The 15,580-nt window shown below is 59.6% G+C and carries 19 protein-coding genes and 1 tRNA gene; 17 read left to right on the top strand and 3 right to left on the bottom strand.

Translation table 11 applies throughout. The annotated features are described in order from the left end of the window. The first annotated feature begins 42 nt into the window (after positions 1 to 42). Both AABE20_RS04350 and AABE20_RS04345 read left to right on the top strand, forming a co-directional pair. Positions 43 to 534 carry a peptidylprolyl isomerase gene (locus tag AABE20_RS04350; RefSeq protein WP_338332022.1) on the top strand — a complete coding sequence of 164 codons (492 nt, stop codon included), beginning with the start codon at positions 43 to 45 and terminating at the stop codon, positions 532 to 534. Positions 535 to 734: 200 nt separating this feature from the next. Next, positions 735 to 810: transfer RNA gene (locus AABE20_RS04345), tRNA-Lys, on the top strand. A 139-nt stretch (positions 811 to 949) separates the two neighbouring features. Here the strand turns inward: AABE20_RS04345 and AABE20_RS04340 are convergent. Next, complete coding sequence (locus tag AABE20_RS04340; protein WP_338332021.1) at positions 950 to 2,479, bottom strand: restriction endonuclease; 1,530 nt, start codon at positions 2,477 to 2,479, stop codon at positions 950 to 952. Positions 2,480 to 2,861: 382 nt separating this feature from the next. Between AABE20_RS04340 and AABE20_RS04335 the strand changes: the two genes are divergently transcribed. From AABE20_RS04335 to AABE20_RS04315, 5 genes are all read left to right on the top strand, one after another. Continuing rightward, complete coding sequence (locus tag AABE20_RS04335) at positions 2,862 to 3,908, top strand: diguanylate cyclase domain-containing protein (RefSeq protein ID WP_338332020.1); 1,047 nt, start codon at positions 2,862 to 2,864, stop codon at positions 3,906 to 3,908. A gap of 322 nt (positions 3,909 to 4,230) precedes the next feature. Next, positions 4,231 to 4,602: a hypothetical protein gene (locus tag AABE20_RS04330; RefSeq protein ID WP_338332019.1), complete on the top strand. Its 372-nt coding sequence runs from the start codon at positions 4,231 to 4,233 to the stop codon at positions 4,600 to 4,602. A 26-nt stretch (positions 4,603 to 4,628) separates the two neighbouring features. Continuing rightward, positions 4,629 to 5,108, top strand: a complete 480-nt coding sequence (locus tag AABE20_RS04325; RefSeq protein ID WP_338332018.1) for a hypothetical protein — start codon at positions 4,629 to 4,631, stop codon at positions 5,106 to 5,108. 3 nt (positions 5,109 to 5,111) lie between these two features. After that, positions 5,112 to 5,312, top strand: a complete 201-nt coding sequence (locus tag AABE20_RS04320) for a hypothetical protein (protein WP_338332017.1) — start codon at positions 5,112 to 5,114, stop codon at positions 5,310 to 5,312. Beyond that, entirely contained in the window at positions 5,309 to 5,446 is a 138-nt protein-coding gene (locus AABE20_RS04315) for a hypothetical protein (protein WP_338332016.1), read from the top strand. The genes AABE20_RS04320 and AABE20_RS04315 overlap by 4 nt, the downstream gene beginning before the upstream one ends. Before the next feature lie 82 nt (positions 5,447 to 5,528). On the opposite strand, the gene AABE20_RS04310 is transcribed toward AABE20_RS04315, so the two are convergent. Both AABE20_RS04310 and AABE20_RS04305 read right to left on the bottom strand, forming a co-directional pair. After that, entirely contained in the window at positions 5,529 to 5,843 is a 315-nt protein-coding gene (locus AABE20_RS04310; RefSeq protein ID WP_338332015.1) for a hypothetical protein, read from the bottom strand. 111 nt (positions 5,844 to 5,954) lie between these two features. Further along, positions 5,955 to 6,767, bottom strand: coding sequence for a LexA family transcriptional regulator (locus AABE20_RS04305; RefSeq protein WP_338332014.1), 813 nt, complete (start codon positions 6,765 to 6,767; stop codon positions 5,955 to 5,957). Positions 6,768 to 6,821: 54 nt separating this feature from the next. Here AABE20_RS04305 and AABE20_RS04300 point away from each other — a divergent pair, with 54 nt between their 5' ends. From AABE20_RS04300 to AABE20_RS04255, 10 genes are all read left to right on the top strand, one after another. After that, the gene (locus AABE20_RS04300; RefSeq protein ID WP_338332013.1) at positions 6,822 to 7,559 is read left to right on the top strand and encodes a DUF1376 domain-containing protein; all 738 of its coding nucleotides are present in this window, start codon (positions 6,822 to 6,824) and stop codon (positions 7,557 to 7,559) included. Beyond that, entirely contained in the window at positions 7,556 to 8,122 is a 567-nt protein-coding gene (locus tag AABE20_RS04295; protein ID WP_338332012.1) for a hypothetical protein, read from the top strand. Before AABE20_RS04300 ends, AABE20_RS04295 begins: the two co-directional genes overlap by 4 nt. A gap of 88 nt (positions 8,123 to 8,210) precedes the next feature. Then, the gene (locus AABE20_RS04290) at positions 8,211 to 8,816 is read left to right on the top strand and encodes a hypothetical protein (protein ID WP_338332011.1); all 606 of its coding nucleotides are present in this window, start codon (positions 8,211 to 8,213) and stop codon (positions 8,814 to 8,816) included. 207 nt (positions 8,817 to 9,023) lie between these two features. Next, a complete protein-coding gene (locus tag AABE20_RS04285; RefSeq protein WP_338332010.1) occupies positions 9,024 to 9,443 on the top strand; it encodes a hypothetical protein in 420 nt (139 codons plus the stop codon). After that, positions 9,379 to 9,840 (top strand): terminase small subunit-like protein, encoded by a 462-nt coding sequence (locus tag AABE20_RS04280; protein ID WP_338332009.1) that lies wholly within the window; start codon positions 9,379 to 9,381, stop codon positions 9,838 to 9,840. The genes AABE20_RS04285 and AABE20_RS04280 overlap by 65 nt, the downstream gene beginning before the upstream one ends. Further along, positions 9,837 to 11,099: a PBSX family phage terminase large subunit gene (locus AABE20_RS04275; protein WP_338332008.1), complete on the top strand. Its 1,263-nt coding sequence runs from the start codon at positions 9,837 to 9,839 to the stop codon at positions 11,097 to 11,099. Before AABE20_RS04280 ends, AABE20_RS04275 begins: the two co-directional genes overlap by 4 nt. Further along, positions 11,096 to 12,733 carry a phage portal protein gene (locus AABE20_RS04270; protein WP_338332007.1) on the top strand — a complete coding sequence of 546 codons (1,638 nt, stop codon included), beginning with the start codon at positions 11,096 to 11,098 and terminating at the stop codon, positions 12,731 to 12,733. Before AABE20_RS04275 ends, AABE20_RS04270 begins: the two co-directional genes overlap by 4 nt. Then, positions 12,726 to 13,946: a DUF2213 domain-containing protein gene (locus AABE20_RS04265; protein WP_338332006.1), complete on the top strand. Its 1,221-nt coding sequence runs from the start codon at positions 12,726 to 12,728 to the stop codon at positions 13,944 to 13,946. The genes AABE20_RS04270 and AABE20_RS04265 overlap by 8 nt, the downstream gene beginning before the upstream one ends. A gap of 18 nt (positions 13,947 to 13,964) precedes the next feature. Further along, positions 13,965 to 14,507: a structural cement protein Gp24 gene (locus AABE20_RS04260; protein ID WP_338332005.1), complete on the top strand. Its 543-nt coding sequence runs from the start codon at positions 13,965 to 13,967 to the stop codon at positions 14,505 to 14,507. A gap of 6 nt (positions 14,508 to 14,513) precedes the next feature. Next, a complete protein-coding gene (locus AABE20_RS04255) occupies positions 14,514 to 15,575 on the top strand; it encodes a DUF2184 domain-containing protein (RefSeq protein ID WP_338332004.1) in 1,062 nt (353 codons plus the stop codon). The last annotated feature ends 5 nt before the right edge of the window (positions 15,576 to 15,580 follow it).

The raw sequence follows: 15,580 nt of genomic DNA, 5'->3' as shown, positions 1-15,580 counted from the left end.
CCGCGTGTTTGGTCGGGTGTTGCCTTAACAGGAGAGTTTCTGATGTCTACAGAAGATAAAAAAGACCTGATTTACATGCATGTGCCCGCAGGCCGCGTGGTCATCCGCCTGCGCCCTGATCTGGCCCCCAAGGCCGCCGAGCGCCTGCGCACGCTGGCCGAGCAGGGTTTTTACGACAACGTGGCCTTCCACCGCGTGATCCCCGGCTTTATGGCTCAGGGTGGGGACCCCACGGGCACGGGCATGCACGGCTCCGACCTGCCGGACCTGCCCGCCGAATTCACGCGGGAAGCCAAGTTTGAACGTGGCACCATTGGCATGGCCCGCACGGCCAACCCCAATAGCGCCAACAGCCAGTTCTTCATCATGTTCGAACCTTCCCCCCATCTGGATGGCCAGTACACCATTGTGGGTGAAGTGATTGAAGGCATGGAGAACGTGGACAAGATCAAACGCGGTTCCGGCTCCTCGGGTGTGGTGAACGAACCAGACCGTATTGCCAGGATGGTTCCTGCGGACAAGGCGGAAGCCTGATCCCACGCAAACGGCCCGCCCTAACCCGGCGGGCCGTTTTTGTATGCACACCCCACCCCAGTGCGGGCTTATTGGCCCAGGTGTTCAACCGGGTGCACAAAGGTGCCGAAAAATGCCTTTGTATGCTTGACGCACGTCCCTAATCCAGTTAGGAACAGCCCCATCACGCACGGTCCCTGACCCCGCGTGACCCCATGTGTGAGCCGGTAGCTCAGCTGGTAGAGCATTCGACTTTTAATCGAATGGTCGAGGGTTCGAGTCCCTCCCGGCTCACCATTCTTTCCTTAAAAAACAGATGTCTGAGAGTGTTGGCAGAGCCTGTTCGGCCCGTATTCTGCTGTTATGCCCTGTTCAGGCCCATGTTCGGGCTGGTAGCCCCCGCGCTGTAATGGCGAGGGGGGCGAGGCATTGTGCCCTAAAGGAATGGGTGGGTCTGGGCTGCGTGGCGGTAGAGGTCTTCTGCGGCACCACAGAGTTGTGTGTGATGGACCAGCAGAACACCCGTTGCGGCTGCCGCCTGCCGTGCGGACTGCGAAAACGTGGAGTTTGTGGCAACAATTGCGCCCTGCGCACCTTGGAACTTTTGGGCGGCAAAGGCTTGCTGGACGGCATCATTCCCAACGGTTCCCGCATACAGCTTGCATTGGACAACAATCCGCACATTGCCTTTGCGGGCTATAACATCTGCCCCCTGATCTCCACTTTTCTGCGTTGCGTGTGCATCCCACCCAGAGTGTTTGAGAAGTAAGGCGCAGTGCTGTTCGTAATCAAAAGGGTTCATACGGATATCAAAAACCGTAGGGTCGCTTACATAAGGATTGATGGGAACATGGACCGGTAATGGGTCGGCGGAAACCTGCTCAACAAGGTTTATGGCATAGGCCCGCAGTTGTGCGCGGTCTTTTACGTTTGATATTTTGGCGTTTATAAGCCCGTCTATTCTGGTCTGGATAAAATACCCGATCTCCCTGACCCATAGATCTGTTTTAAGTGTGCCGTAGATATCTTGTGTTATCTTCTGGTTTCTCGATATTTGCAGGTTCAGTTTCTGTTTGAATATTTCATCAGAAACAAGGGACCGTGTTTCATCGAACAGTTTGTTTTGCTTTGTTTTTTTATAATAAAAAAATCCGCCAGAAACTAAAGCAGCAAAAAGTATAAGCCACATTGAACTGTTGCTTTGGTTGTTGGGGTGTGAGGTGGCACCGGCCGATTGAGGGGTGGGTTCGGCCTGTTGCTGGCCCACAGGCGGTGGCAGTTTTGCCGCCATGGAGGCAATCTGCTCTGCATCTGCATCAGAAATAAAGCCATCTGCGGGGGAGGTGGTGTTGGCCTGCTGCCATTTGGTAATGGCGGCGCGTGTTCCTTCGCCATAAACGCCATCAGCACGTTGGGCCTGTGTAAGAAAGCCCAGATCAATCAGATTTTGCTGGAGGGCTATGTGCTCATCTATGGGCCTGTTGGCTTCCTCCAAAGGAACGCCGGTTAACCTTGCCTTATATTTGTCGGTCAGGGCGTCCATATGGGCAATGTAGCAGGCCGGGTCTGCCAGAGGGATGTTCTGGGCGCCAGGCTGTTGGGTGGAGTCAAGGCATTCCCCCAAAACGGCATCATCAGCCATGACCTCCTGCTTGAGCGACTTCCAGCCGTCTTTTCCAACAAGCTGGCGTAGGGCGTAATAGGTCTGGTCAAACATGAGTTCATGTCTGGCGGCTTCGCTGTTTTCGCAAAGCATGGTGGCAATGCTGTCTTTTGAATGATCGGCAGAGCAGGAAAAATCGGGACGGTACCCCATTGTGGCAAATGGTGTGGAGGCCGGGGCCGCATACGCCGCCTTGGAGTTAACGCCCGTTTGGTGTGTTCCATTGTGGGATGGAAAAAGCCAACCTAGAATGACAGCACCACCAACAAGCATAATGCCAATGGATGTTACTTTATCCTGCATTTTTTTCTTCAAATAATAGCGCCGGTTATAGGCGGCTTTTCTGTAATCTCTGGCCCAGAAAGGTTTTGAGCTTTTCCGGCCCATGTGTTGTCTCCAAATTGTTTATTTCAAATTGGAAAGAACACTAACCGTACATATGCCCCGGTGCCAGTCAGTATTGCGCCATGCAGCATGCATCCGCAGGCAGGGTGGTCTGTGCCAGAGCGGCAAGGAAGAGCGGCTCCAGCGCCCCTGTTTGGGGTAATTCTCGTATATTTTACTGTGATAAAAAAATTATAGTGTTCTGGTTGGTGGGTGTACTGTATGTATGAAGAATTGAAGGTGTAGTGTTTAGGAAAGATAGATTCAAAAGTATGTATTTTTTGTTAAAAAATTCATTTTCATGATTATAGAACTCATATCTTTTGTATCCGCCTGTCTGGCTTTGCTTGGGGCCTTGTATAAGCGTGACGATGTGGCGTTTACATTTGGCCGTAAAACCCTAAAGGCGTTTATTCCGTTTTTTATGGCCACCAGTATATGGTGCATACATTACATTATTCTATTTCGGACTATGGGGCTGGAGCATAACACGGTCGGCCTGCTTTATCCGTTCCTATCCTATCTGTTTGTGGTTTCCGGGTTTTACTGTGCGGTAAAAGTTATCGACCTTGGTTTTTATTTTTCCAACTATGTGTCGGGCGCAATTATTGGTCTTTTTATTGCTACGGACCATATTGTGGACAAATACGCCCTTGCCCATTCTGGCACGGGGTTGGTGGTGGGGGCGGGGCTGAACGTCCATAGCTTTGTGCTGCTCCTGTCGTTTGTTATGCTCTGGTCCTCCATTGTGGGCTACCTGACCGACTACTTGAAAAATCATGAAATTATTTCACACTTAACAACAATAGCTTACACGGATAATCTGACAAATCTGAGCAACCGGAACGCATTGAACGACCATTTTGCAGATATGCTGGCAAATAATGCCCGGACCGCCACAAACTTTGCCTGCATGATGATCGACCTGAACAAGTTCAAGGACATAAACGACACCTATGGCCACCTTATAGGCGACGAAATTTTGCGGATTATTGGTGGTAAGCTGAAAGACATTTTTGAAAAAACGGAGCACTTTATTGGTCGTTTGGGTGGGGATGAATTTATTGTGCTCGCCAGCTACCACCATGTTGCGCAAATAGAGGCGTTATCAGACACAATTTATCGCCTTGTGGTTGAAGCGCATTGTGTGAACGATATTCCGCTCCGTGTTGGGTGCTGCATTGGCATATCCCTGTTTCCCGAGGATGGCACAACCCAAAAATCCCTTATGGGGCATGCGGATATCAGCCTGTATGAAATGAAGAAAAACCTGCGTGATGGCGTCTGTTTTTATAACAAAGGCGCTGTGCGGACCATTTGTGTGCCAAACGCGCCAGAACCCGTGTGACCCCCTTGCCCAGACCAGTCTGGAGTGGCCGGGCATAAAAAATAAGGTGTACATGCGCGCGGTTTGTGGCATAAGGGGTGTAGTGTTGCTACTTCTGCCCCCATGTGGGGCGGCGTAACAGAATACGCCAGAAGAACCACGCCTTTTCCCCCACGTTACGACCCTGCGCCCCTTTATCCCGTTCCTGTTTGTTGGAACGGGTTTTTTTGTATCTGGCGCATGGACCATTGCTGGTTTTGGGGCCTGTGTGCCCTGCTGCCTTCGGTGTTGCGTGGTGGCGTGCTGGGCTGCACCCAACCAAGCTATAAGGGAGGTCTCCATTATGGCCAATACCGGCCAGAGCGTGCCCATAACGGGCGGCACAACAGGCAACACAGCCAAGGTGGCTGCTATTGTTGCTTTTATTCCCTCATTTTTTGCCATGCTGCCACAAAACATCGCCCTGTTTATTTGTGCGGGCATGGTAACGTGTGCGGCCATAACCGCAGCCGTGCCTGCTCCTGCGCAGGGGCGGGTGCTGGTTGCGTTGTACCAGATTGTGCGGGTTGCGGGGCTGGGGGTGCGGTACGCCGTGCCCTATATGGCGCTGCATCTGAGCAAAACCGCACCGGCGCAAACGGTTGCACTGTCCACGCCGCACAGCGCGGCTGGTGCCGCAGCCCCCAGTGCCGCAGGCAGCGTTCACACAGCTTAAAAACTTTCCTTACAGGATCAATTAAAATGAAAAACTATGCAGGAGTGGCCTGCCTTGCGGCCCTGAGCCTGTTGTGTTCGTGCGCGCAAACCGCGCAGGGCAAGCTGCGTCAGGCAGTGTATGACACAGCTAGTGCGTACCATCTGCTGGCCAGCCCCATGCCCGATGTTATGGCCGGGCACGTGCCCGGTGTCAGCCTGAACGCGGCGCAAAAAACCCTTGCGCGGCAGGCCAGCCAGACTGTGCTGAACGAACTGGCCGCGTTTGACCAGTCCATACAGGCAGGCAGCACATTGACCGAAACAGCCGTTGCGGCCTTGCAGGCGGACTTTGCTTCGTTCTCCGCCTGCTGGAGCGGGCTTACGGCGGGCACAACCCCGGCCGGTTGCGCGGCCATTGCCACACCCGCGTCTGGCGCATCTGGCAGTGGGGCTGCAAGCACGGTGGCTTCCTCGGCCACCCTATCGGTTGGAGATGTAACTTCGACCACAACAGGGAGTCACTGAACCATGACAGCTGCGGAAATTAGCGCCATTCTTGGTGTTGTGGGGACTGTTGTCTCGCTGGCTGAAAAATACGGCCCCGAGGCTTACGATACGGTTTTGAGCGCGCTTGAGCAGAGCAGGAGTGGTACAGGCCCAAGTGATGCGGAAATTGCCGCGCTGTTTGCCAAATGTCAGGCAGATAACGCGGCCATTCAGGCATCATGAGTGTGGATTTTGAGTGCGGCATGGTGCTGGGTGGCGGCTTTGTGGGGCTGGCGGGGCTTGCGCTGGCCGTAGCACTGCGCCTGCTCGCCCAGCGCGATGGAAGCTGGCCGAATGCAGGGCCGGGCGCGGATTAAACGCGTGTTTTGAGCGGGGCTTTGTTATGGGCCACGGGCTTTTGTGGAGCAGTTTTTCCCCAAAAGTCCGTGGTCTGGCCGCTCAGAGCGTGGGGCGTGAGCCGTGCTCCAGCCTGTGCTGCTCCAGCAGGTCGCGCACGGTTTGCACAATCTCGCCAATGCTTTCCTCACAATAGCGGTGCTGGTCGGTGGCAAAGCCCGTGTTGGTATAAAACGGCCATTGCAGGCTGTGGCTGGCGGCGCGCAGGTGCAGAATGGCCTGCTCGTAGCGGGTAACTTCCTGCGCCATGGCGCGGGGGAGTTCATCTGTGCTGAACAGGCCGCGCCGGGCCGCATGGTCATAAGCATCGACCTGCGCCAGGGGGCGGTGGTCGGGGCAGGTCGTGTGCGGTTCCAAAGCGTTCTCCCTCAACTACACGCGGTCAGTATGTGCGTAATAAATGCACAACGCAAGCTGGATAACACGCATATGTGTGGTGGAGGCGGCGGGCTTATGGGCTGTCTGGCGTTACTTCCATGTCCATTTGCCCACAACGCGGCCGTTAATGCTGATTTCGTCCAGAGTCAGCTCGTAGGTGGAATAGGCGGTGTTAATGCTCATGATCCGCACCCGGCGGGGTTCCTCCATGCCGGGGATCAGTTCCAGACGTTTGAGCACAAGGCCGAACCCGTCCCACAGCACATACACGCCGGGGGGGGAGGGAATGCGGTGGGCTGTGTCCACCAGCACCCGATCGCCCGACTGGTAGTCCGGCTCCATGCTGTCCCCCGCCACACGCACAATGGCCAGCGTGTCTGGCGTTTCGGAAAAAGCGGCCACGTAACCGCGCGGTAGCGTCCAGTGTTCCACCGGGCGCAGCCCGTCCTGCGGGGCGCAGAGCACGGGCACGCAGCCCGGCCCGGCAGAGGTGATCACATCGTATTCCGGTATGGCAATGCGGCCCGCACCTGCTGGCGGCAGGGCCTCGGCCGCAGGTGCGGGCGGGGCGGAGCGGGGGGTCATTCTGGCGCGGGGGGTCATTCTGGCCACAAGGCCGGATTCGCCAGCACTTACGCCAGCAAGGTTCCACACCTCGTTGGCGGTAATGGGCGGCTCCCCCCGGCCACTCAGCAGCGGCACCATGGCTTGGACCATGGGCAGGGGCAGCACATCCTTTTTGTACGAGGTCTCATACATGCGGTAGGAGGAAAACTTCTCTCCGTACCCCAGTTCGCGCGCAAACTCACGAATCGTGTACCCGGCCCGCTCGCGCAGGGCTTTAAGCCTGTCCGTGATCCGATTCTGGTTCATGTCTGCATTGTGGGCAAAAGTGTCGTGCATGTCAGTGCGTAAAAACCGCTTGCAGTTTGTATTTTTTATACGCACATTATGTGCATGAACAACGCACATATCAGCCTGCCGGATGCGGCGCAAGAGCCGCACAGGCCTTTTCCGGCCCCTCTGACCCCACCGCAGAGCGATTTGCGGGGTCTGCCCTTTATGCCGCTCGATACCTGCCGCCTGCTCGATAGTGACCTGTTCGCCCTGAGCACGGGCGATGGGTTCAAATGCGCCGTGGCCCTGTGGTGCAAGGCGTGGCAGCAGGTGCCTGCGGGCAGCCTGCCCCATAATGAGCGGGTTCTGGCCCATCTGTCTGGTGCTGGGGGGCGCTGGCCGGGCCTGCGGGCTATGGCCCTGCATGGGTGGGTGGTCTGCTCGGACGGGCGGCTTTACCACCCTGTTATCGCCCAAAAAGCCAATCAGGCATGGAAGGCCCGTCTGGCCCAGCGCGCCCGCGCCGCCCGCCGCTGGGGGCGTGAGCCGGAGGACGCCTCCATACCGGCTGCGGAGGAAGGCGCTGCATGCCACGGCACAGCCCACGCACATGCAAGGGAGAGTGAGAGGGAGAGTAGCTCACTCCGTTCGCTGGAGGATGGCAATAAGGGGCTGGCGCATGGGCAGGGCCTGCGTGGCCGGGTGCGTGCGCGTGGGGGGCGTGGGGTGGGCCGCGCTCCGCATCCGCTGGAGGAGCAGGCGGCACGGTTAAAGCAGCGTCAAGCAGCCCCCACCCCCGGAGCAGAAGACCCGGCAGAGCGCTTGCACACCCAAGACAGTGCGGAGCCGGGGGTATGAGCGCGCGTGCCCGCACCCCTGTGCGTCTGCCCGGCATAAGCCCGGCACTTGCTGCGCGGTTGGAGAGTTTTCGCCCCGGCGGGTTTGCGCCCCCGGCCCATATTGTGGCCGAGGCACAGGCCATATTGCCTGCCTATGGCCATGCCTTGCGCCCGCTGCCTGAGCCGGAACTGGCCTGTATGGTGGAGGAGTTTGCCGAAATGCTGAATGCGGGCGTGGTTAACCCCTTGCCCGGTGTTGCGTTGCAACTGCGCTGCGTGGCGCTGGTTGCAGCCTGTGCCGGGGTGCCTGCGCTGGCATGGAGTGGGGCCACCGTGCGCCGCGCCTTGGTGGCGTTTACGTTTTTTCCGTCCGCCGCCCAGTTGGTGGCCTTGCTGGAGGAACAGTGCGGCATGGCCCGTGCCACCCACAGCCGGTTGCGCCTGCTGGTGGAGGAGGCCCAGCAGCGCGCAGCGCGGGAACAGGCACAGGCGCTGCGCTGGGCGCAATGGGAGCAGCGGCACGCGGCGCGCCCTGTGTACAACCCTGTGGATAATGTGGATTGTATGAAAAACCCGCTCTGAGCGCGCCATGAGTCACAAAAAGTTGAACCGTTTACGGCCCCTTTCCCCCACTGGTGCGGAAGGCGGGGCATGCAAGGATTTTATACAAATGAGCACATCCCACACGCAGGTTTCCAAAAAGCAGGGTGCGGCCCCACCTGCTGGCCTTCTGGTGGCGCAGGGGGCTTGCGGCCCAACACCCGAGCGGATGGAAAAATCCGTGTTTGTAGCAGATGCGTCCAGCCCCGGCGGTCCGTTGCGGGTACTGGGCACGGTGCAGGCGCTGCTCAATGCGCGTGACATAACGCAGGATGCGGCCAATGCGGCGGAACGCTGGTATAGAGACTGGGTTTTTGCCTATATGGGGCATATTGAATACCCCACGCACCACACCCCCAATACCCTGACCCGGCATGATGATGTTTCGTGGCAGATGACGCGCGCACACGCAGCCGGGCGTGTGGCCGATGTGCGCCATGCTCTTGGCCTGTGCGCGGAGGTGCGGTTGAAGCTGATGCTGGTGGACGAACTGTCATTTATGCAGATGGGACGGGTTATTTTTCCGCATCTGTCGGATGCGCGGGCGCGGCTTAAAATATCCGCCCAGTGTGCCATGCTGCTTGAACAGCTTGACGGGTTTTATGATGGTCTGCGCCGTGCCAGACAGCGCGGCAAGGAGCAGGCGCACCAGCGTGCCGGGGCGGAGGGGTTCTAAAAAACTGGCAGAATAACAGGGGATTGCCAAAAATATTTGGCTTTGTGTGTTTTTTCCACTTGCCATGTGCGCGCAGCCCGCGTATTGGAATACCTACATTGGAATTCCTGCGCCAGACCGCTGCAAGCCGCCCCACCGGGCGGCTTTTTTTATGGGCTGGGCGCTACGGCGGCATAAACGCCGCCTTCCCTGTTTTTTGGAAAATCTATGACCCAGTCAATCAGCTATGCCGATGTGGTGCGCCTGCGCCGCGCGGATGCGGTGTGCGTTGGTGTGCAGGGCGGGCATGCGCTGCTCTGCTTTTTGGTGCCAGAGGCGGAAAATACACGCCACAGGGCCGATGTTGCCCTTTCGTGGTGCGAGAGCGCACAGGCCAATCTGCCGCCAGAGGTGCGCGTGCGCTGTGTTGTGAACGAACGCAGCGTGCGTGGGCTGGTGGTGGGGCAACTGCCGCCCCCGGCCATGCAGCGCATTCAGGCCATGCTCATGCGTGAGCGCTCCAGCCAAACGGTGGAAAGGGGCTGGCCGCACAGGACCACCCCCCACAGTAAGGCCCTTAGCCATGCCTGCATGCAAAAAAACACCAGACCCCAGCAAGGTCATGCCAGAACCGGCTATTACGCCTGAGCTATGGGAGCATATTTTCAGTCAGGTGGAGGAGGGGCAGACCCTGCGCCAGATCAGCACGGCTCCGGGCATGCCCACGTGGGAGCAAATGCGCCACAGCCTGCGTGCCAGCTCCATCCTTGCCAGCCGTTACGCCCGTGCGCGTGTGCTGGCCGCCGAAGCGTTTGAAGACCGGCTGCTCCAGGAAGTGCATAGCATTAACGGGGAGGACACCGCCGCCATGCGCCTGCGGATTGATACGCTCAAATGGATCATGTCCAAACGTGCGCCCGCCCGTTACGGCGAAAAAACGGGGGCCGAACAGCAGGCGGATGCTCAGGCCCCGCCCGATGGCAGGCCACGCACCATCCGCCGCGTGATTGTGGACCCACCCGCACGGGTGGACAAAGGACAATGAGCCGACCAAGCCTGAAAATTCCCACAGCACGGGTGTTCGCCCCCCTGCTGGCGCCATGCCGTTACAAGGGGGCGTATGGGGGGCGGGGGTCTGGCAAGTCGCATTTTTTTGGCGAATGCGTGGTGGAGGAGCACCTGCGTCTGGCGGGGCACCGCACGGTGTGTATCCGCGAGGTGCAGAAGTCCACGCAGTTGTCCTCGCGCCAGTTGATTATTGATAAAATCAGCCAGTTTAACCTGAACCGGTATTTTGATGTGCAGGACAGGGCCATTCGCACACCCGGTGGTGGGCTGATTGTTTTTCAGGGCATGCAGAACCACACAGCGGAAAGTCTGAAGTCGCTCGAAGGGTTTGACCGGGCATGGGTGGAGGAGGCGCAGTCCATTTCCGCCCAGAGCTGGCGCATGCTCCGCCCCACCTTGCGTAAGGCCGGGGCGGAAATATGGGCGTCGTGGAACCCCCATGCCCCGACCGATGCGGTGGATGCGTTCTTCCGTGGTGCAGGTTCGGACCGGGCGGACCTTGTGGCGGTTCGGGCCAACTGGTCGGATAATCCGTGGTTTGCACAAGGCACATTGGCAACAGAGCGGGCAGAGGACCAGCGCACCCGCCCGGATGAATACGGCCATGTGTGGGAGGGGGACTATCAGAGTTTTTCCGCAGCCCAGATTTTTTTGGGCCGTGTGTGTGTGCAGGACTTTGCCACCCCGGAAGATACGCGGTTTTACTACGGTGTGGACTGGGGTTTTGCCAAAGACCCACTGGCGGCCCTGCGCTGCTTTGTGGTGGGGAACACGCTTTATATTGATTACGAGGCAGGGGGCGTTGGCGTGGAACTGGATGCCATACCCGCCGTGCTGGAGCAGATCCCCCACGCCCGGCTATGGCCGTGGAAGGCCGATGGCGCACGGCCGGAAACCATAAGTTTTCTGTCTCGCAGCTATGGTTTTCGCATGAGTGCCGCCAAAAAATGGCCCGGCAGTGTGGAGGACGGCATAGCCCGGCTTAAAGCGTTTGACACCATTGTGGTGCATCCGCGCTGTAGGCGGGTGGCGGAGGAATTCCGTTTATATTCCTACAGGGTTGATAAAGATACGGGGGATGTCCTGCCCATTGTGGAGGACGCGCACAACCACTGGATTGATGCGCTGCGCTACGCGCTGGATGGGGTTATTCACAACCGGCGCACCATGCCCCGCTTTAACGCCGGAACACTCCGGCACATTCTTCATGCCAGCAAGGGCGGACAAAACGGATGACAGACTGGTGGACCCGCCTGTGCGGGCGTTTGGGCGCAGGGCCTGCGCAGGGTGGAATGGCGCGTACAGAACCGGTGCTCCCGCATGCCAGCCCCTCTGCCCCCCCTGCGCGCGGTAGGGGCAAAAGGCGTCTGGGCCTTGGGGCCATGCTGGGCTGGGGCAGCAGTTCGGCCCTTACACCCATGCCCGGTGTGCATGACCGTGCGGCGGCGTTGTTCCAACCCTACCAGCCCCCACGCGGGGTGCGCGGGGTTGGCGCGCTGGCCATGGATGCAGGGCTTGGAGCCTATGCAACCGAGCAGTATGGCATGGCCTCCAGCTTTGTGGAGCAGGGGTTGGCCTTTAAGGGCTACCCCACGTTAGCCGCCATGATGCTGCGGGCCGAGTTTAGAAAACCCGTGGAAATTATTGCGCGTGAGGCCACACGGGCATGGATCCGCTTTCGCTGTAATGGCACACAGGCCGATGCGGTGCAGACTGCGGCGCGCCTGCGTGCGGTGGAGGTGGAGTTTTTGCGCCTGCATGTGCGCGATGTGGTGCGCCGCCAGATTGTGCATGGGCTTGGCTTTGGCGTAGGCCACATCTGGGTGGGTCTGCGCGGCGTGCCGCTCAATGATGCGGGGCAGGCCGTACCCCTGCGCCCCACCCCGCACGGCATGGCGCGCGGCCAGCTTGAACGGCTGGTGAACATAGACCCCATATGGACAACCCCCAACAGCTACAACGCGGATAACCCGCTCCGTGCGGATTACTACCGCCCGGCGGACTGGTGGGTGCAGGGGGTGCTGGTCAACAGCACGCGCATGCTGAGTGTGGTGCCGTTTGAAGTGCCGGATATTCTCAAACCCGCCTTCAACTTTGGTGGTCTGGCCTTACCGCAGATGCTCGAAACCTACGTGCACAATTTTTTGCGCACAAGGCAGTCCGTGTCGGACATGGTGAGCAACTTTGCCACCAAGATTTTGAAAACCGACATGAGCGGCACCATGCAATCCGATACCGGCGCGCAGTATGCCGAAATTGATGCACAGAGTGTGACTGCGCGTGTTGCGGCCATGAACGCATGGCAGAGCAACAACGGCACCTTTGTGCTCGACCGCGAGAGTGAGGATTTTGATATCAAGTCAGCCCCGCTCAGTGGTCTTGCGGAGTTGCAGGCCCAGTCGCAGGAGTTCATGGCCGGTATTCCCGGTATTCCGCTGGTCAAGCTGTTTGGCATCCAGCCGCAGGGGCTTAATGCCTCCTCGCAAGGCGAGATCAGGGTTTTTTATGACGAGATCGCAGCGTTTCAGGAAGCCCACATGGCCCCCGTGCTGCGGGTGCTGTTCCACCTTGTCCAGCTTAACCTGTGGGGCAGCATAGACCCCGATCTGGACTTTGAGTTCGTGCCCTTGTGGCAGATGTCCGAACAGGAGGCGGCGGCGGTGGAAAAAACCAAAACCGACATGGACACAGCCAACATCCGCTCGGGCAAAATAACCCCGCACGAAGCCCGCGCGCGCGAGGCGGCGGATGCACACAGCCTGTACCGCACCGCAGGGCTGGCCCGCTCCATAACAGAGGGCAATATGGCCGGTGCGGACAAGGGTTTTGTTAAGACGCCACAGGCAAAAAGAGCAGAACAGCATGAATGACACACTCGCCCATGACCGCATGGGATCGGTCCGTATGACCGATGAGGACGGACGCCTGCATGTGGCCACAACCCCCATAAGCAAGGCAACCGTTAACGCCTATTACGGGCGCGAAATACCGGGGGCGGACGCATTGGGGCTGGACCCCAACAGGCTTTACAACCTGCTGCGCGACCCGGCCGAACTGGCCCGTGCGGCCCCCAGCTTTAACGCCCTGCCCGTGCTGGCCGAGCATGCCCATGTTACGGCCAATGCCCCACGGGCCGATCTGGTAGTGGGCACCACGGGCACCAACGCCCGTTTTGCCAGCCCCTACCTGACCAATTCCCTGGCGATCTGGAACGCCGGGGCCATTCACAACATCCGCTCGGGCGCGCAGCGCGAACTCTCCTGCGCGTACCGCTACACGCCGGTCATGGAGGCAGGCCAGTTTGAAGGCCAGCCTTATGACGGGCGCATGACCAACATTCGCGGCAACCACGTGGCCCTTGTGCCCAGCGGGCGTGCCGGGCCGGATGTTGTGGTGGCGGATGCCAAACCAAAGGATATTGCAATGGTTCCAACACATGCTGCCCCCACGGCGGGGCAGGTTTTTGCCCGCCTTGGCACGGCTTTTGCCTCTGGCGCGCTGGCCATGACCGCAAGCCTGGCCGAACTTGGGGCATGGCTGCGGCACAACGGTATGGCCGATGCCCCCACGGGGGCCGAACACGGCGGCATACCTACCGTCCCTCCCGGTGCCGCTGGCACGCACACGCCGCCCGCAGGCAAGGCCGCCGCTGCGCCCGCTCCGGCCACGCCCCCTACGGGCCAGAATGCCAGCCCCTCTGCCGCAACGCCGGACAACGCACCTGCCACACCCGGGCAGGCCGCCACCGCGCAGGATAGTGCGGTGCAGTCCGCCGTAACCGCCGCCCTTGCCGCCGAGCGCACCCGTGCCGCCCACGCGCAGGAAGCCCGCACCCTTGTGCGCCCGCTGGTGGGCGATGTGCTGGGCATGGACAGCGCAACAGACATCCTGCGCTACGCCCTGAACGAGCAGGGTGTTGGCACCGATGGTGTGAACGAACCGGGGCTTAAAGCGCTTGTACTGGCCTGCCTTGGTGCGGCCTCACCTGTTGCGGGTGCTCCTTCGGGTGGCCCCGTGGGCGCGGCCGATCATGCGGCCCCCCTTGCAACCCGCTTTGGCGTTTCTGCGCCGCGCAAACTCTAAAACAAGGAGGCAAAAACAATGCCTTTCCCCAATACAGTGCATTATGGCTGGCCTGCCGGGTTCCCCGGTGCATGGGCCAGCCAGAACCCCCAGCGCATGGTGGTGCCCGGAGCCAACGGGTTTAGTGCGGGCGCGGGTGGTGTGGCCATTGCCGCTTTTGCCTGGGTGCAGGCCAATGGCACAACGGTTTTGAACACGCCAGACCCTGCAAACCCCAAGGCAGCGCCAACGGGTTTTGTGGTGCGTACCCAGCAGGGGCAGGCCACGCAGTACATGCAGCAGAACACCATGACCATTGCACAGGGCTTTATGGTGGGGCTGGCCGAAGGGGGCGATGTGTTCGCCCTTGCCACCACGGCGTCCGCCACGGGGCAGGCGGTCTATGCCGCACTGGCCGATGGCACGCTCCAGTGCGGGGCGGCAGGTGCGGCCCCCACGGGCACGGTGGATACGGGCTGGACCGTGGCGCAGGGGGCGGCGGCTGGCCTGCCCTTTATTATGACCGGGCCGCTGGCGGGTGCGCGCAGTGTGGCCTCCTCCACCTCGGGCACAGGGAACTAACAGAGCATGAACACATTTTTTCGTAACGATGCACCAGCCCTTGCGCGGGACTGGGGTATTCACCTTGGTGGTGTCAGCCGTTATTTTTCCGAACTGGCGCACGATGCGGCCCTGCCTGCCAACGTGGCGGTGACCGCACCCAACAGCGGCATTCCCGCCCTGTTTACCACCTATACGGACCCGGTGGTCATTCGCGCGCTGGTCACGCCCACCCGCTCGGAGGCCATTTATGGCAGTGCCCGCAAAGGCGACTGGACAACCGATACCGCGCAGTTTCCCGTTGTGGAACTGTCCGGTTACGCCGCGGCGTATGACGATTATTCCCCCGCAGGCACGGTGGATTCCAACGCCAACTGGGTGCAGCGCCAGTCCTTTTACTACCAGACGTGGACCCGCTGGGGCGAGCGCGAGGTGGAGCGTATGGGAGCTGCCAAGATTGACTGGGTGAACCAGAAAAACCTTGCCTCCGCCTCTGTGCTGAACCGTAACCAGAACCAGATCAACCTGTTTGGCATTGCCGGGCTGGAACTGTACGGCGCACTCAACGACCCCAATCTGCCGCCCGCCATTGCGCCCACACCCAAATTTGCGGCATCGGGCACGGCGGCGGCAGGGAACACATGGGTGGATACAACAGACCCCGTGCAGGTTTATGCCGATATTCTCAAGGCTTTTGGGGTGCTGTCCACACAGATGGGGGGCAACCTTACGCTGGAATCCCCCCTTACGCTGGTTATTCCTACCGAGCGGCAGCAGTGCCTGCTGTACACCAACCAGTTTCAGGTCGCCCTTGGGGACCTGCTGAAAAAGAACCTGCCGAACCTGACCATCCAGACCCTGCCAGAAGCCGGGGTAACGCTGGGTGGCGGGCAGGCGGCAACCACGCTCATGCAGTTGTTTGTGAGCGAGGTGGAAGGCCAGCAGGCAGTGACCACCGCCTTTACCGAAAAACTGCGCGCCCATGCGGTGGAACGGTATTCCTCCAGCTTCAGGCAGAAAAAATCGCAGGGCACATGGGGGACCATCTGGTTCTACCCGCAGGCCTGCGTGACCATGGCAGGGATTTAACACCA

Origin of the sequence: Acetobacter zythi (assembly GCF_963921165.1) — a bacterium.
Lineage (GTDB): Bacteria > Pseudomonadota > Alphaproteobacteria > Acetobacterales > Acetobacteraceae > Acetobacter.
Note: the sequence above shows the minus strand (reverse complement) of the source record. Positions and strands in the feature narration are given on the sequence as shown.

Excerpts from the sequence above, each read along its gene's own strand:
- AABE20_RS04315 (WP_338332016.1), top strand. The coding sequence starts at position 5,309 with ATGAGTGTGGATTTTGAGTGCGGCATGGTGCTGGGTGGCGGCTTTGTG.
- AABE20_RS04350 (WP_338332022.1), top strand. The coding sequence starts at position 43 with ATGTCTACAGAAGATAAAAAAGACCTGATTTACATGCATGTGCCCGCA.
- AABE20_RS04265 (WP_338332006.1), top strand. The coding sequence starts at position 12,726 with ATGAATGACACACTCGCCCATGACCGCATGGGATCGGTCCGTATGACC.
- AABE20_RS04325 (WP_338332018.1), top strand. The coding sequence starts at position 4,629 with ATGAAAAACTATGCAGGAGTGGCCTGCCTTGCGGCCCTGAGCCTGTTG.
- AABE20_RS04295 (WP_338332012.1), top strand. The coding sequence starts at position 7,556 with ATGAGCGCGCGTGCCCGCACCCCTGTGCGTCTGCCCGGCATAAGCCCG.
- AABE20_RS04255 (WP_338332004.1), top strand. The coding sequence starts at position 14,514 with ATGAACACATTTTTTCGTAACGATGCACCAGCCCTTGCGCGGGACTGG.
- AABE20_RS04330 (WP_338332019.1), top strand. The coding sequence starts at position 4,231 with ATGGCCAATACCGGCCAGAGCGTGCCCATAACGGGCGGCACAACAGGC.
- AABE20_RS04320 (WP_338332017.1), top strand. The coding sequence starts at position 5,112 with ATGACAGCTGCGGAAATTAGCGCCATTCTTGGTGTTGTGGGGACTGTT.
- AABE20_RS04270 (WP_338332007.1), top strand. The coding sequence starts at position 11,096 with ATGACAGACTGGTGGACCCGCCTGTGCGGGCGTTTGGGCGCAGGGCCT.
- AABE20_RS04280 (WP_338332009.1), top strand. The coding sequence starts at position 9,379 with ATGCCTGCATGCAAAAAAACACCAGACCCCAGCAAGGTCATGCCAGAA.
- AABE20_RS04300 (WP_338332013.1), top strand. The coding sequence starts at position 6,822 with ATGAACAACGCACATATCAGCCTGCCGGATGCGGCGCAAGAGCCGCAC.
- AABE20_RS04290 (WP_338332011.1), top strand. The coding sequence starts at position 8,211 with ATGAGCACATCCCACACGCAGGTTTCCAAAAAGCAGGGTGCGGCCCCA.
- AABE20_RS04340 (WP_338332021.1), bottom strand. The coding sequence starts at position 2,479 with ATGCAGGATAAAGTAACATCCATTGGCATTATGCTTGTTGGTGGTGCT.
- AABE20_RS04335 (WP_338332020.1), top strand. The coding sequence starts at position 2,862 with ATGATTATAGAACTCATATCTTTTGTATCCGCCTGTCTGGCTTTGCTT.
- AABE20_RS04285 (WP_338332010.1), top strand. The coding sequence starts at position 9,024 with ATGACCCAGTCAATCAGCTATGCCGATGTGGTGCGCCTGCGCCGCGCG.
- AABE20_RS04305 (WP_338332014.1), bottom strand. The coding sequence starts at position 6,767 with ATGCACGACACTTTTGCCCACAATGCAGACATGAACCAGAATCGGATC.
- AABE20_RS04260 (WP_338332005.1), top strand. The coding sequence starts at position 13,965 with ATGCCTTTCCCCAATACAGTGCATTATGGCTGGCCTGCCGGGTTCCCC.
- AABE20_RS04275 (WP_338332008.1), top strand. The coding sequence starts at position 9,837 with ATGAGCCGACCAAGCCTGAAAATTCCCACAGCACGGGTGTTCGCCCCC.